The organism is Levilinea saccharolytica (assembly GCF_001306035.1).
GTDB lineage: Bacteria > Chloroflexota > Anaerolineae > Anaerolineales > Anaerolineaceae > Levilinea > Levilinea saccharolytica.
The window spans coordinates 1-15,213 of sequence record NZ_LGCM01000017.1 but is presented as its reverse complement, the minus strand read 5'-3'; the positions used below and the strand labels follow the sequence as shown (position 1 = coordinate 15,213).

Annotated in this window: 11 protein-coding genes, 1 pseudogene and 1 riboswitch; of the genes and pseudogenes, 10 read left to right on the top strand and 2 right to left on the bottom strand. The window is 64.1% G+C overall.

The window, feature by feature from the left end:
• The first annotated feature begins 101 nt into the window (after positions 1 to 101).
• Positions 102 to 221: riboswitch (SAM riboswitch) on the top strand.
• A 65-nt stretch (positions 222 to 286) separates the two neighbouring features.
• The 10 genes from metH (at position 287) to ADN01_RS03950 (ending at position 13,053) form a co-directional block, all read left to right on the top strand.
• On the top strand, positions 287 to 3,829 hold the full coding sequence (gene metH, locus ADN01_RS03990) for a methionine synthase (RefSeq protein ID WP_075070946.1): 3,543 nt from the start codon (positions 287 to 289) through the stop codon (positions 3,827 to 3,829).
• Entirely contained in the window at positions 3,826 to 5,724 is a 1,899-nt protein-coding gene (locus tag ADN01_RS03985; RefSeq protein WP_062418250.1) for a bifunctional homocysteine S-methyltransferase/methylenetetrahydrofolate reductase, read from the top strand. Before metH ends, ADN01_RS03985 begins: the two co-directional genes overlap by 4 nt.
• A gap of 13 nt (positions 5,725 to 5,737) precedes the next feature.
• The gene (locus ADN01_RS03980) at positions 5,738 to 6,526 is read left to right on the top strand and encodes a type III pantothenate kinase (RefSeq protein WP_062418249.1); all 789 of its coding nucleotides are present in this window, start codon (positions 5,738 to 5,740) and stop codon (positions 6,524 to 6,526) included.
• Positions 6,501 to 7,715 (top strand): bifunctional phosphopantothenoylcysteine decarboxylase/phosphopantothenate--cysteine ligase CoaBC, encoded by a 1,215-nt coding sequence (gene coaBC / locus ADN01_RS03975; RefSeq protein ID WP_236690962.1) that lies wholly within the window; start codon positions 6,501 to 6,503, stop codon positions 7,713 to 7,715. The genes ADN01_RS03980 and coaBC overlap by 26 nt, the downstream gene beginning before the upstream one ends.
• Before the next feature lie 28 nt (positions 7,716 to 7,743).
• On the top strand, positions 7,744 to 8,670 hold the full coding sequence (locus tag ADN01_RS03970; protein ID WP_075070945.1) for a hypothetical protein: 927 nt from the start codon (positions 7,744 to 7,746) through the stop codon (positions 8,668 to 8,670).
• Positions 8,671 to 8,694: 24 nt separating this feature from the next.
• Positions 8,695 to 9,414, top strand: coding sequence for a heme ABC exporter ATP-binding protein CcmA (gene ccmA / locus ADN01_RS03965; RefSeq protein ID WP_062417319.1), 720 nt, complete (start codon positions 8,695 to 8,697; stop codon positions 9,412 to 9,414).
• Positions 9,411 to 10,085, top strand: coding sequence for a heme exporter protein CcmB (locus ADN01_RS03960; protein ID WP_062417320.1), 675 nt, complete (start codon positions 9,411 to 9,413; stop codon positions 10,083 to 10,085). The genes ccmA and ADN01_RS03960 overlap by 4 nt, the downstream gene beginning before the upstream one ends.
• A gap of 62 nt (positions 10,086 to 10,147) precedes the next feature.
• A complete protein-coding gene (locus ADN01_RS03955) occupies positions 10,148 to 10,861 on the top strand; it encodes a cytochrome c biogenesis protein (RefSeq protein ID WP_062417321.1) in 714 nt (237 codons plus the stop codon).
• 1 nt (position 10,862) lies between these two features.
• Positions 10,863 to 11,024, top strand: coding sequence for a hypothetical protein (locus tag ADN01_RS19595; protein ID WP_160318371.1), 162 nt, complete (start codon positions 10,863 to 10,865; stop codon positions 11,022 to 11,024).
• A 10-nt stretch (positions 11,025 to 11,034) separates the two neighbouring features.
• The gene (locus ADN01_RS03950; RefSeq protein WP_075070944.1) at positions 11,035 to 13,053 is read left to right on the top strand and encodes a hypothetical protein; all 2,019 of its coding nucleotides are present in this window, start codon (positions 11,035 to 11,037) and stop codon (positions 13,051 to 13,053) included.
• Between the two features lie 10 nt (positions 13,054 to 13,063).
• On the opposite strand, the gene ADN01_RS03945 is transcribed toward ADN01_RS03950, so the two are convergent.
• Together ADN01_RS03945 and ADN01_RS19590 are read right to left on the bottom strand one after the other, a co-directional pair.
• Positions 13,064 to 13,990: a CPBP family glutamic-type intramembrane protease gene (locus tag ADN01_RS03945; protein WP_075070943.1), complete on the bottom strand. Its 927-nt coding sequence runs from the start codon at positions 13,988 to 13,990 to the stop codon at positions 13,064 to 13,066.
• Positions 13,991 to 14,038: 48 nt separating this feature from the next.
• Positions 14,039 to 15,213, bottom strand: a pseudogene (locus ADN01_RS19590) (hypothetical protein); the annotation flags it as partial.

The following is a 15,213-nucleotide window of genomic DNA, read 5'->3' as shown; positions in this document are numbered from 1 at the left end:
TCAGGCTTGCCGCCCGTCTTTCTCGCAATTTTAGATTGACACCTTGACAAATCCGATAATGTGATAGAATGGGTAGAAATTAATCCTGGGCGTTCAACGCCCACTCATCCAGAGAGGTGGAGGGATCGGCCCTGTGAAACCTCGGCAACCACAATCGTGCGATTGTAGGTGCCAATTCCGGCAGAAGCAGCCCAACGAGGCGGACTTCTGGGAGATGAGGGAAGCATATGCATGTCATGATGCCTCTCGTTTCCTACGTAGAGGCTTTTTTTATGAGGAGCGGAACATGACAACACTCAATTTCACCAACCGGCGCTACCTGGATGCCCTGGCACAAAAAGTTCTGGTTTTTGACGGCGCGATGGGCACCAGCCTGCAAAAAATGAACCTCACCGCTGAGGATTTTGGCGGCGAGCGCACCCTGGGCTGCAATGATTACCTGGTTATCACCCAACCCTCCGCGGTGGAAAAGGTGCACCGCTCCTTCATGGAAGCCGGTGTGGATGTTCTGGAAACCTGCACCTTCCGCGCCAACCGCCTCACCCTGGGCGAGTACGGCCTGGGCAGCCGCGTGCTGGAAATCAACCGCGCTGCCGCCGCCCTGGCTCGCAAGGTCGCCGATGAATTTGCCGCCGCCACCGGCCAGCCGCGCTTCGTTGCCGGTTCCATCGGCCCCAGCGGCAAGCTCCCCTCCATGAACGATCCAGAACTGTCCAACATCACCTTCCAGGAACTGTCCGATATCTTTGCCGAGCAGGCTCAAGGTCTCATCGAGGGCGGCGTAGATCTGCTGCTCATCGAAACCTCGCAGGATATTTTGGAAGTCAAAGCCGCCATTGACGGCCTGCAGCAGGCCTTCCAACGCACTCAAACCCGCCTGCCCATTCAGGCTCAGGTCACGCTGGACACCACCGGACGCATGCTCCTCGGCACCGACATCACCGCCGTGCTGGCCATTCTGGAAGGGCTCCCTGTGGATGTGATCGGCCTCAACTGCTCCACCGGTCCCGATTACATGCGCGAACCCATCCGCGTCCTGGGTGAGCTTTCGCCCCTGCCCATCTCCTGCATCCCCAACGCCGGCCTGCCCCTCAACGTGGACGGCCAGGCGGTGTATCCGCTGCTGCCGGAGCCCTTCGCCGAAGAAATGGCCGAATTCGTGCGCAAATACCGCGTTTCGGTGGTCGGCGGCTGCTGCGGCACCACCCCAGACCACATGCGCCTGCTGGTCGAGAAACTCCGCGGCCAGCCCGCCCCCGCGGTCAGCGCCCCCTCCGTCCCCCGGCTGGCCTCCGCCATTCAGGCCCAGCCGATGCAGCAGGAGCCGCGCCCCTTCCTCATCGGCGAACGGCTCAACACCCAGGGCTCGCGCATCTTCAAGCAAGCTATCCTCAATGAAGATTTTGACGCCGCCCTCACCATTGCCCAGCAGCAAATTGACTCCGGCGCTCACGGGCTGGATCTCTGCACCGCCCTGACCGAACGTCCCGACGAAGGCGAGCTCATGCGCCGTCTGATCAAAACGCTGGCACCCGTGGTGCGCCTCCCTTTGGTGATTGATACCACCGAACCCGAAGTGCTGGAACTGGCCTTGCAAACCGCCCCCGGCCGCTGCCTGATCAACAGCACACATCTAGAAGGTGGGCGCGCCCGCATGGACCGCATTTTGGCCCTGGCCAAGAAATACAACGCCGCTGTCATCGCCCTCACCATTGACGAGAGCGGCATGGCCAAGACCGCCGAGCGCAAGCTGCAAGTCGCCCGCCGCATATACGACATCGCCGTCAACGAGTTTGGCCTGCGCCCACAGGATCTGGTCTACGACGACCTCACCTTCACCCTCGCGACTGGCGACCCCGAATTTGCCGCCTCGGCCGTGGAGACCATTGAGGGCATCCGCCAGATCAAAAAAGAGCTGCCCGGCGTCCTCACCTCTCTGGGCGTCAGCAACGTTTCCTTCGGCCTGGCCCCTGCCGCTCGCGCGGTCATCAATTCGGTCATGCTCTACCACGCCGTCCAGGCAGGCCTGGATATGGCTATCGTCAACCCCGCCCATATCGTTCCCATCGCAGAAATTCCCGCCGAAGAACGCCTTCTGGCTGAAGATCTCATTTTTAATCGCCATCCCGAAGCTCTCCAGCGCCTGCTGCAGCATTTCCAAAACCGCAGCGGCCCCGCCAACGCCCAGACCTCCACCCAGCAGGCCGAACTCAGCGCCATGACCCCCGAACAGCGCCTGCACTGGCGCATCCTCCACCGTCACAAGGAGGACATCGAAGCCGATATTGATACCATCATCCAGCGCGAACCGGGCAGCAAACACGCCACCGCTGTCACCGTTTTGAACACCGTCCTGCTGCCTGCCATGAAAGAGGTCGGCGATAAATTCGGCTCCGGCGAGCTGATTCTGCCCTTCGTCCTCCAGTCCGCCGAGGTCATGAAAAAAGCTGTCGCCCATCTGGAAAACTACCTGGAGCGCAAGGCCGGAACCAGCAAAGGCACCCTGGTGCTCGCCACCGTGTATGGGGATGTACACGACATCGGCAAAAACCTGGTCAAAACCATCCTGTCCAACAACGGCTACACCGTCATTGACCTGGGTAAGCAGGTTCCCGCCGATACCATCATCTCCAAAGCGGTGGAAGTCAACGCCGATGCCATCGGCCTCAGCGCTCTCCTGGTCAGCACCAGCAAGCAAATGCCCCTCATCGTCAACGAGCTGCACCGCCGCGGCCTGTCTTTCCCCGTCCTCATCGGCGGTGCCGCCATCAACCGCCGCTTTGGCCGCCGCATTCTGCGCACTGAATCCGGCGATACCTACGCCGCCGGGGTGTTCTACTGCAAAGACGCCTTCGAGGGTCTGGCCGTCATGGACACCCTTTCGGATCCTCAGCAGCGCACCGCCGCCCTGGAAGCCGTGCAGCGCGAATCGGATATGGAATTCAACCGCGCCGCCGCCGAAGCTGCCGTTCCCGCGGCTGCCCCTCGCCGTGCCCAAATTGCCCCCGCCGTTGTCATCCCCCGTCCGCCCATTTGGGGGCCGCGCGTCGTGCGCGATATGCCTCTGGAAATGGTCATGCAGCATCTATCCAAGAATGAACTTTTCCGCCTGTCTTGGGGCGCCAAAAACACCCACGGCCAGGCCTGGGAGAAATTGCAAGCCGAATACGAAGAGCGTCTCGACCGCATGCGCAAGCAGGCCGTGCAGGAAGGCTGGCTGCGCCCCCAGGCGGTGTACGGCTATTGGCCCGCCCAGGCCGAAGGCGATGACCTGGTCATCTTTGACCCAGGCAGTGTGGCTTCCGGCTCACCGGCGGAGATTCAACGCTTCCAATTCCCGCGCCAGCTCAACGGCGAATTCCTTTGCCTGGCGGATTATTTCCTGCCCCTCGGCTCGCCGCAGATGGATGTCGTCGCCTTCCAGGTGGTCACCGTTGGGCTGGAGGCCTCCCAACGTTTCGACCGCCTTCAGGAAGCGGGCGACTATTCCGAAGCCTATTTCACCCACGGTTTGGCCGTGCAGACCGCCGAAGCCACCGCCGAATATCTCCACCGCCACATCCTGCGTGAGCTGGGTCTGCCCTTGGAACAGGGCAAACGTTATTCTTGGGGCTACCCCGCCATCCCCGAGCTGCCCGACCATGCCAAAGTGTTCGAACTGCTGCCCGCTGAAAGCGAACTGGGCATGTCCCTCACCTCGGCCTACCAGTTGGTTCCCGAACAATCCACCGCTGCCGTCATCGTCCACCACCCGGCCGCCAAATATTTCAACATCGGCGAATCGCGAGTGGATCAGCTCATGCGCAGCGCCGCAGGAGGCCAGTCATGAACTTAACCCCTGCCGCCACCCCCAGCCGCAATTCCCTGCTTTGGGAGATGCTCCGGTCCCAGCCGCATCCCATCATCGGTGATGGGGCCATGGGAACCCTGCTCAACCAGCGCGGCGTGGCTTTTGACGATTGTTTTGACAAACTTAACCTGGATCAACCCGCTGTGGTGGCTCAAATCCACCGAGAATATATCGAAGCGGGTTCGCAGATGATCCAGACCAACACCTTCAGCGCCAACCGCTACAAGTTGGCCCGCCACGGTCTCGAAAACCAAACCGCCCAAATCAACGCCGCCGCCGTGGAATTGGCCCGCCGGGTAATCCTGGCCTCTTTTAAAGATGTTCTCATCGCCGGCGATATCGGCCCCCTGGGGGTGCGTCTGGCTCCCTTTGGCCGGGTACAGTTGGAAGAAGCCCGTCAGGCCTTCGCCGAACAGATCGCTGCCCTGGCCGGCGCCGGCGCGGATGTACTCATCATCGAGACCATGACCGATTTATATGAGGTCGTCGCCGCCATCGAGGCTGCCCGCCACGTAGCCCCGCACCTGCCCATCATCGCTTCCATGACCTTCACCCGCGACGACCGCACCCTCCTGGGCGATTCCCCCGCCAAGGTGGCCGCCCGCCTGCAGCAAACCGGTGCGGATGTCATCGGCGTCAATTGTTCCGGCGGCCCGTCCCAGATCCTGCGCATTCTCAAAGCCATGCGCCAGGCCGTCCCCGACGCGGCCTATTCTGTCATGCCCAATGCCGGCTGGCCGGAACAAATGGGCGGGCGCATCATGTACCCGGCTGCTGCCGATTACTTCCATGAATACGCCCTGGCTTTCTGGCAGTCCGGTGCGCACCTCATCGGCGGCTGCTGTGGAACCACCCCCGCACACATCCAGACTATGGCTCAGGCTGTCCAGACGGCTGACCCCAAGACCTGGTCTGCCGCTGTGCCCGCCGCGGCCGCTGAGATCGAAGATAACGTTCCCGACGCCTTCCAACCCACCCAACTGGCCCAAAAACTGGCCGCGGGCCGTTTTGTCATCGCCGTGGAAATGGATCCCCCCCGCGGGGTCTCCACCCATAAGCTCCTCGCTGGGGCCAGCCTGCTGTCTGACGCGGGCGCAGATGTGATCAACGTCGCCGACAGCCCCATGGCGCGCATGCGCATGAGCCCCTGGGCGGTCTGCAACCTGCTCCAGCGCAAAATCAACGTGGAAACCGTTGTCCATTTCCCCACCCGCGGGCGCTCTCTGCTTCGTATTCAAGGTGACCTCCTGGCCGCCCACGCCCTGGATGCACGCAATGTGTTCGTGGTCATGGGCGACCCCACCGCCATCGGAGACTACCCCGAAGCCATGGACAATTATGATCTGGTGCCCTCCGGCCTGATCAAGCTCATCAAACAGGGTTTTAACGCGGGCGTGGATCACGCCGGAACCGAAATCGGCCAACCCACCAGCTTTTTCGTCGGCTGCGCCCTGAATCTCAACCCCTCTGACCCCGCACAGGAGATCAAGAACCTGCGCCGTAAACTCAGCGCCGGTGCCGATTTCCTCCTCACCCAGCCAATTTTTAACCCCAGCGTCGCCCAGGCGTTCTTGCAGTTTTATGCCGATCAATACGGCCCGCTGCCGGTGCCTCTTTTGGCAGGTATTCTCCCGCTGGCCAACGCCCGCCATGCCGCCTTCCTGCACCACGAAGTCCCCGGCATCAACATCCCTGCCGATCTCATGCGCCGCATGGAAGAATCCGGTGAAAACGGCGCTGCCGTCGGGGTGCAAATTGCGATAGAATTAATCCATCAAGTGCGCGCCTTTTCACAGGGCATTTATCTGATCCCGGCCTTTAACCGCTTTGATTATGCAGCCGAGATTATCGAGGCGGTGCGGGCGGAGGGCTAAAGGACCCCTTTCTATGCTCTTAACCATCGACATCGGCAACACCAATCTGACCCTGGGCCTGTACGAGGGCACCAAATTGGGCGGGCGCTGGCGCCTGGCCACCGATCACGAACGCATGCCGGACGAATACGGCCTGCAAATTTTGGGCTTGCTCCAGCACGGCGGCTGTGCTCCCACCCAGCTGGACGGCATCTGCCTTTCTTCCGTGGTTCCGCCGCTCACCAGCCGCGTGGTGCAGGCCTGTGAGCAGTATCTGCACCAGTCCCCCCTGGTGGTCAGCAGCGAGCTTAAAACCGGCGTGACCATCCTCTATGAGGAACCAAAATCCGTGGGCGCCGACCGCATTGCCGATGCCGTCGCGGTGCATTTTCTGTTTGGCGGCCCAGCCTGCGTGGTGGATTTTGGCACCGCCACCACCTTCAACGCCATTACCGCCGACGGCAGCTATCTGGGCGGCGCCATCTCCCCCGGCATTGGCATCGCCACCGACGCCCTCTTCCAGCGCGCCGCCAAGCTGCCTCGCGTGGATCTGCTGCCGCCTCCCTCCGTCATCGGCCGCAACACCGTCCACGCCCTCCAATCCGGCCTGCTCTACGGCTACGTTGCCATGGTCGAAGGCATGGTGGCCCGTTTCCGTCAGGAATTGGGCCCGGACATGAAAGTCATCGCCACCGGCGGCAACTCTGAACGGATCGCCAAACATACTTCTGTCATTCAAACCATCGCCCCCTGGCTCACCCTCGACGGCTTACGCATCATCTGGGAACTCAATCAAAATGATGGAAACCCCCTTCCAGAATAAAACCATCGTCCTCGGCGTCACTGGCTCCATCGCCGCCTACAAAGCCGCCGAAATCGCCTCCCGTCTGCGTCAAATGGGTGCCCTGGTGGAGGTCGTTCTCACCCAATCCGCCTGCCATTTCATCTCCCCGCTCACCTTCGCCTCGGTCACCGCGCGCAAAGCCTATGTGGATCAAGACCTGTGGGGCAACGAAGGCCATGTGGTTCACATCGGCCTGGGGCGCGCTTCCGACCTGCTGCTCATTGCTCCCGCCAGCGCCACCACTCTGGCCAAGCTTGCCCACGGTATCGGCGACAATCTGCTCACCGTCACCGCCCTGGCCAGCCACTGTCCCATGATCCTGGCCCCCGCGATGGACGCGGGCATGTACGCCCACCCTGCCACCGCCGCCAACGTGGAAACCCTGCGCGCTCGCGGCGCGGTTTTCGTCGGGCCTGCCGCCGGTCACCTGGCTTCTGGACTGGTGGGCGTCGGCCGCATGGCTGAACCCGCCGAAATCCTCGATACCGCCCGCCTGGCCCTGGCCCAATCCGGCCCCTTGGCCGGGAAGCACATCGTCATCACCGCGGGCGGCACGCAGGAACCCATTGACCCGGTGCGCGTCATCACCAACCGTTCCTCCGGCAAACAGGGCTACGCCGTTGCACGGGCGGCCCTGGATGCGGGCGCTGCCGTCACCCTCATCACCGCCCCCACCTCCCTGGTGCCTCCCCTCGGCTGCCGCGTGGTACCAGTCAAAACCGCCGCCGAGATGCAGGCCGCCGTGCTGACCGAAACCGCCCAGGCCGACGCTCTGGTGATGGCGGCCGCCGTGGCTGATTTTCGCCTTGCTGAAGCCAGCAGCGAGAAGATCAAAAAAGAGAAAACTGTCCCCCAGATTCACCTGGAACGCACCGCCGACATCCTGGCGGATGTGGCCGCGCGCCGTGCCCAAAGCGGCTACCCCCTCCGGGTGGTGGGTTTCGCCGCCGAGAGCCAGGATCTGCTGCAAAACGCCCAATCCAAACTCACCCGCAAACGCCTGGATCTCATCGTCGCCAATGACATCACCGCCCCGGACGCCGGCTTCGAGGTTGAAACCAACCGCGTGACCCTGGTGTTTGCCGACGGCCGCACAGAAACGCTGCCCCTTCAGCAAAAAGCCGAAGTCGCTCGCCGGATTGTGGATGCGCTGGTAGAATGGAGCTAACCATCCGTCTGCCTGTGTGCGCTGGCCTATGATCAAGCCGCCTTTTTTGCCCTCCATCCGACGTCTCCGGTTGTTCCTTCCCGCTCTCTTGGTGACGGCGGTTCTTTCGGGTTGTCAGGCGGTTTTGGCTGCCCCTCAGCCCACCCTGCCGCCGCCCGATCTCAGCGGGCTGTCGGCCGACCGGCTGCACATTTTCTTCGATTTCAGCGACCCCACCAAAATGCAGGTGGTGTCCCTGTATATCATCAGCAATTTGACCGACCGGGTGATCACCGCGGCCGAAGAGGGGCAGCCGGTGGTGGAATTTGAGCTGCCCGAGGGGGCGGAGAACCTGCAATTTGAAGAGGGCACCCTGGGTGAGCGCTTTGTGAAGACCGAAAAAGGCTTCGGCGACCGCACCAGCATCTTCCCGCAGCCCATGCAGCACCAACTGTTGTTTGCTTATGATCTGCCCTACAACAAAAAGATGAAGCTGATCCTGCCCCAGCCGGTGCAGGTGGGCGCGGTGATTCTGGCGCTGCCCACGGATGGGGTGCGTCTTTCGGGCGAGGGTCTGGAAGACGCCGGAGAGCGCCAGGTGCAGGGGCAGATGTTCCACTTCTACAATATGCGCGGGCTGGAAGCGGGCAGCGCGCTGGAATTGAACCTTTCTGGGCGGCCGGGCAGCGGCGCGGGCATCAGCCGCAGCAGCCTGGGGCAAATCCTCATCGGCGCGGGCGTCTTTTTGCTGACCGTGGCGGGGGCCGTCCTGTGGGTGAGCCGTCAGCGCAAGTCCGGCCAACCCGCGGCAGAGGCAGCGGAAGAGAGCCAGGAGGTGGACAGCGCGGAAAGTCTGATGGACGCCATCATCGCCCTGGACGACCTGCACCGCGAGGGCAAATTGCCGGAAGAGGCCTATCAGACCCGCCGGGCAGAATTGAAGGCGCGCCTGGCGAAGCTGCAGGCTGCCGAATAACATGGACATCATCGTGGGGCGCATGTGATTGAAGTTCGGCGGTTGGTCAAACGATTTGGGCTGAAAACCGTGCTGCGCGGGGTGGATTTCCACGTGGAGCAGGGTGAATTTGTGGCCCTGCTGGGGCCCAACGGGGCCGGAAAGACTACCTTTCTGCGTATTCTGGCTTCTTTGGCACGCCCGACCCTGGGCGAGGTGCGCATTAACGGCTATTTACTGCCGCAGCAGGCCGCCGCTGTGCGTCAGCGGTTGGGGGTGGTTTCGCACCTGCCCTTGCTGTATGGGGATTTGACCGCCGAGGAAAATCTGCGCTTTTACGGACGGCTGTACGGCCTGGATGGGCTGGACGGCCGCGTGAGCGAACTGCTGGCGCGGGTGGGACTGGCTGAGCGCCGCCGCGACCTGGTGCGCACCTTTTCGCGCGGGATGCAGCAGCGCCTGGCGATTGGGCGCGCGCTGATTCACCAGCCGGATGTGCTGCTGCTGGATGAGCCGCACACGGGGTTGGATCAGGACGCCTGCGAGATGCTGGATACGATTTTACGGGATGTGGCTGCACAGGGCCAGACGGTGGTGATGACTTCGCACGATCTGGCGCGGGCCGAGGACCTGGCCACGCGCTTTGATGTGCTTTCGCGCGGGGTGATTGTGGCTTCGGCCGCGGCCCAGGCGCTGCCGCCGGAGGGACTTTTGAGCTTTTACCGGCAGGCGCTGCGCGCCCCGGCGCAGAAGGGGGCGGCATGAAGCCTTTCCTGCGCACGATGGGCGCCATTGTGTGGAAAGACCTGGCCGCCGAATGGCGCAGCCGCGAGATGATCTCCGGCATGTTGGTGTTTGCCCTGCTGGTGGTCTTCATCTTTAACTTCGCGCTGGAACTGAGCCCGGCCACGCGCAGTTCGGTGACGGCGGGGGTGCTGTGGGTGACGTTCGCATTTGCGGGCACGCTGGGGCTGAACCGTTCGATGGCGGCGGAAAAAGACCGCGGCTGTTTGGATGGGCTGCTGTTGGCTCCGGTGGACCGCACCGCGCTGTACTTTGGCAAGATGCTCTCCAACCTGGTGTTCATGCTGGCCGTGGCGGTAATCGTGATGCCGGTGTACAGCGTGCTCTACACGGTGAACCTGATGCAGCCGGGGCTGTGGGCGGTGGTGGCGCTGGGCTCGCTGGGGTATGTGAGCGTGGGCACGCTGCTGGCTTCGATGGCGGTGCAGGCGCGCACGCGCGACATTCTGCTGCCCATTCTGCTCTTTCCGGTGCTGATTCCGCTGCTGGTGGCGGCGGTGAAGGCCAGCAGCGGCTTTTTGCAGGCCATTCCCATGGAAGAGATCTGGCCCTGGCTGAATTTGATGATTGTGTACGATGTGGTGTTTATCTCCACCGCTTTCATGGTGTTTGAAGCGGTGGTGGAGGAATAGCAGCAGCCATTCCCACGGGCGGTGAGCGGCCCAGGATGGTATCACCCTTCTTGGAGGTGCGCATGGATGCAAAGCCAAAATTGTTGAGCGTTTTGGATGTGGTGACCGGGGTGTTGATGGCCGCGGCAACCCTGGCGGTGTTCTTTTATGCTCCCACAGAGCGCGTGATGGGGGCCGTGCAGAAGGTGTTTTATTTCCACGTGGCTGCGGGTTGGGTGGGCATGCTGGGCTTTTTGGCGGCGCTGGCGGCCGGGGTGGCCTACCTGCGCACGCATGACGCCAAATGGGACATCATCGGCCTGGCCGGGGTGGAGATCGGCATGGCCTTCATGCTGATCAACATCGTCACCGGCTCCATCTGGGCGCGCCCCATTTGGGGAGCCTGGTGGACCTGGGATCCGCGCCTGACCACTGCTACCATCATGGAACTGGCCTACGCGGCCTACCTGATGCTGCGCCAGGGGATTGAAGAGCCTGACCGGCGGGCGCGCTTTGGGGCGGTGTACGCCATTGTGGCCTTCATCAGCGTGCCGATGACCTTTCTGTCCATCCGCATTTTCCGCACCATTCACCCGGTGGTGATTGGCAACGGCGGGGATGTGCCCGGGGCGGAAGGCGGCTTTTCGATGACGCCCAAGATGACCCAGGTGTTCATGTTCAGCCTGATCACCTGGTCGGTGCTGTTTGTGGATATCTTTTGGCACCGCATCCGGCTGGGCAAGCTGGCCAACCGGGTGGAGCAGCTCAAACTCAAGTTAGGCGGAAGGACAGCCTGAGATGGAAGAAACGCTGAATACCATGTCGTATTTGATCGCCGGTTATGCGGTGATTTTTGGGGTGACTCTGGGGTACATCGTCAGCCTGATTGTGCGCACGCACAACCTGCGTCAGGATGAGGGCTTGCTGCTTTCCCTGGATCAGGGAGAGGACGAGGGCTAAGGGAGCGGCGGTGAAAGCGGACGGCGGGGGCCGGAACTGGCTGGTGGGGCTGGTGTGGGGGGCGCTGGGCCTGGGCGTGCTGGCGGTGTGGGCGCGCGCGGCCAGCGGGGCCATCCCCAAGTTCCTGCTGTTCAATTCGGACGCGCTCTACCTGCCCGCCCTGGTGCAGGATTGGGCGGCGGGAGCGGATTTGAGCGGGTGGCGCTTCCCTCCGGCGCCGTCTGTGTTCCCGGATGCGGTCATCATGGGGTTGTTGAATCAGTCGCTGGGCGATCTTCGCCTGGCGACTTTGCTGTACGGCGGCCTGCAGGCCCTGGCTTTGGCTTTGGCCTGGCGGGCGGCGGCGCGGGCCGGGGACGGCGCGCCCAACTGGTTCCCGCTGGCGGTGGGGCTGGCGCTGGTGCTGCTGGCCAGCGGACGCTATTTGCTGTGGTCGCCCATGCTGGTGAGCGGGCATCACTTCAGCCTGCTGGTGGGCCTGGGGGCGGGGCTGGCGCTGGTGTTGGGGCTGGTGCGCGCCCGTCCGCGGCGGGCAGGCTGGGCTTTGGCTGGGCTGGGCTTGTTGGTGGGGGCGCTGACGGCCTCTGACCCGCTCTTTGCGCTGGTGTTTGCGGCCCCGGCGGTGGGGAGCCTGGGGTTGACGGCGGCGGTGGGGCGGTTGGGCTGGCGGCGCTGGCTGCCCGCGGCGGGGGTGACGGCCCTGGCGGCGGCGCTGGGGGTGGGGGCGCAGACGCTGCTGTGGGGGGCAGGCGCGGCGGAGCTGAGCCCCTATTGGGGCTGGGATGCGCAGGGGTTGGCGCGTTTGGGCAGTTGGGCGCTGCGCACGGGCAGCCAACAGATTCTGCTGGCGGCGCTGTGGCTGGCGGGGATGTGGGCGGTGGTGTGGCGGCTGCCGGGGCTGGCGCAGGAGCTGAACCGCGGGGCGCGCCTGGAACGCCACCCGGAAGCCCTGGTGGTGGAGCTGGTGACGCGCCTCTTCCTGTTGGGGGTTACGGCGGCCTGTGCGCTGATTCCGGTGCTGAGCGGCAGCGTGGTGGAACGGCAGATCCTGGCGGGGGTGATGCTGCCGGTGTTCTTTGTGTGGGGTTTTGTGGGCTGGCCGGTGCATATTCCCCTTTCGGGGGGGACCTGCGCGCGCCAGCGCAGCCCGGAACAGCGCCTGCGCAGCGCGATGACCCTTTTGGCGGGTGTGACCTGCCTGGCGGGGTTGACGTATTTGGGCGGCTGGGGGCAGATGGGGGCCTTTTTGCGCTGGCGCCCGGCAGAAGCGGCCTGTTTGGACGCAGCCCTGGCGGCGCGCGCGGCAGAAGGCGGACTGCAAGGCTGGGGGCTGGCGGATTACTGGCAGGCGCGCCCGCTGCGCTTGTTTTCGCAGGGTGGGGCGCGGCTGGCGCCGGTGCAGTCGGATTTTTCGGCCCAGGCGTGGATCCACAATTTTAACGATTACCGCCAGCGCTTCACCTATGCCGTGGTGGATACCGACCCCAACTGGCCCGCGCGCCTGGATGAGGGCCTGCTGCGGGCGCGCTTTGGCCCGCCTCAGGCGGTGTTCACCTGCGCGGGGGAAGACGGAGGGGCGGAGTCGCGGGTGCTGTTTTACGACCGCCCGGAGAACGCCGATTTTCAGGAGCAGTTTTGGGGCCACCCGGCCTTTGCGCGTTTTGAGGCAGCAGGCGAGTCCTTTACGTTTTCTGCGGCGCAGTTGGAATCAGAGACGGGCGACCGCCTGGGGGTGGGGCGGCAGGTGCGCGAGGGGCGCGGCCCGGCCGGAGCCCTGGTGATTTTGGACGTGAGCGTGCCCGCGGGGCTGTATGAGGTGGGGGCGGACTACGCCAGCGGGGATCCGCAGGCGCGCTGGGAGGCCGCAGCCGCGGCGGGCAGCCAGGGGGGCGGGTTGGCGCTGGGGGAAGGCCAGATCCCCGCGGTGCGCGTGGCGGTGGGGACGGGCGAGCATCTGCGCTGGCGGCTGATCTACAGCGGCCAGGGCTGGCTGCGGGTGGGGGCGGTGACGGTGCGGCGGCTGCGCTGAGCGCGGGGGATTAAAGCAGCAGTTCCGGGTGGACTACCAGCATGAGCAGGTTAAACACGGCGTGTGCCAGGATGACCGGCGCGCGGCCCTGGGTGCGTTGGGCCAGCAGGGAGAGGCCCAGGCTGAAGCCGAAGGCGGGCAGAAACAGCAGCGGCCGACCTTGCAGCAGGGCGTAGACCAGGGCGATGCTCAATGTTGGGCGGCGCAGGGGGAAGGCCGCCTGCACGGGGGAGTGGGGCATGCGGAAGGTGCTTTCCAGCGCCCAGGGGGCCGCCAGGCAGCCGACGACGGCCAGCAGCAGGCGCAGGGCGGGGGCCAGGGGCGTGGAGAGGGGGGTAAACAGACCCTGAAAGGGGGCCAACAGCAAACCAAGCAGGAAGGTGCAGCCCAGCCACAGGGCCATGCCGCCCAGAAGCCCCACAGCCAGGTTTTCCAGGCGAGGGCGGGCCGGCCAGGACAGCCGCCTGAGGTGGGGCAGGCGCGGCAGGAGCAAGCCCAGCCCCAGCACCAGGCTTTGCCACAGGAAGGCCTCCGGCTGACCCGCGGCCAGGCCGGGCGGCCCCACCACGCGCAGCAGCCCCAGGCTGGCGGGGCGCTGACGCAGAAGGACGAGCATTTCCGGCAGGGTGAAGGCCAGCCAGGCGGGCAGATAGGCGCAGGTCAGCCACCACAAAATGCTCCAGCGCGGTGAGGCGGTGCGCCTTTGCAGGGCGGGCAGGGCGCGGCGCAGGCCGGCCAATCCCAAAAGCAGCGAGAGCAGGGCCGCGGCGGCGATGACGCCGATTTTGGATTCAACCGGCCGGACGGGGTCATTGACCCACAGGCGCAGCGCCCACCAGCCCAAGCCCAGCCCGCCCAAAGCCAGCAGCAGGGCAGCTGGGCCGCGCAGCCTGGGGGGCAGGGCAAAGGGGGATGGGGGGTGGGGTGAGGTCGTCATTAAAAAAGCCGCCGTCCATTCGAATGGACGGCGGCGGTTCGGATGAGCTTAGTTTTGGCAGCCGCCCATTTCGATGGGGGTCTGGCACAGGGTGGGGGTAGCCGAGGGCGGCAGGGTGCGCGTGCGCGTGGGCGTGCGCGTGATGGAGGGGATGGGGGTGATGGTGCGCGTGCGCGTGCGGGTGGGGATGGTGGTGGCCGTGCCCGTGCGCGTGATGGTGCGCGTGATGGAGGGCAGCGGGGTGATGGTGCGCGTGCGGGTGGGCGCTGAGGTGCGCGTGACGGTGGGGGTGTTGGCCTCCTGCACGATCAGGGTGTAGATGATATGGGTGGCGTAGGCGGCGGAGCTTTTGTCGCGGCCGATGAGGTGCAGGTAATAGGTGCCGGGTTGGATCACCGCGCCCTGACTCCACTTGTCCACGTAGATGCGTTTGGTGGTGCAGTTGCCGCCGCTGTCGCCAAAGATACACCAGGGGGCAGCGCCTTCGCGCGTGTAGTGCAGGAAGGTGCCAGCTGCGTCCAGGACGGTGTAATAGGTATAAGTGATGCGGCTTTCCTCCATTTGCCCGTTGGCGGGGTTGTAGCCGCGGGTGTGGGCATTGACCGCAAACCGGCCCGCGGAACCGATCAATTCGGGGTCAAAGGTGGGACCGGGATAACCGGTGACGGTCTCCTGACAGTCCAGGCCGCCCACCCGGTAATAGACGGTGACGCGCCAGTCATCGCCGTGATAGTAGTTAAATTTATCGGTAGGCTTTTTGGGTTTAGAAAAAGAGGACTGCTCAAAGTTGCTGTTGAAGCCGACCATGAGCTGACCGCTTTCGCCGGGGTTGATGGTTTTGGTATTGGCGTAGGTGTGCGTCCAGTTCATGGGGGCATTGTTCAGGCTGACCTGGCTGCCGGTGGGCAGGGTCCAGAAGTAATTGGTGGAGCCGGAATACCAGCCGTAGCGGGTGTTTTTGTTGATGGTGCGCGAATCCGCCGGGATGGTATGCCAGTTTTCCAGCCATTCGGTTTTGGAACCGGTGAGAATGACGGGGAAGTTGCCCGTGTTGTTGGCGAAAATCCACACAGCGTTCAGGGCCACATCCAGATCCATGTTGGGGTCGTCGGGATCGCCGAAATCCAGCATGTCGCAGGAGGGCTGCGGGGTGTTGGTGGGGGTGCGCGTGACCGTGCGGGTGGGGGTGCGGGTGGGGGTGCGCGTGACGGTGGGGGTCAGGG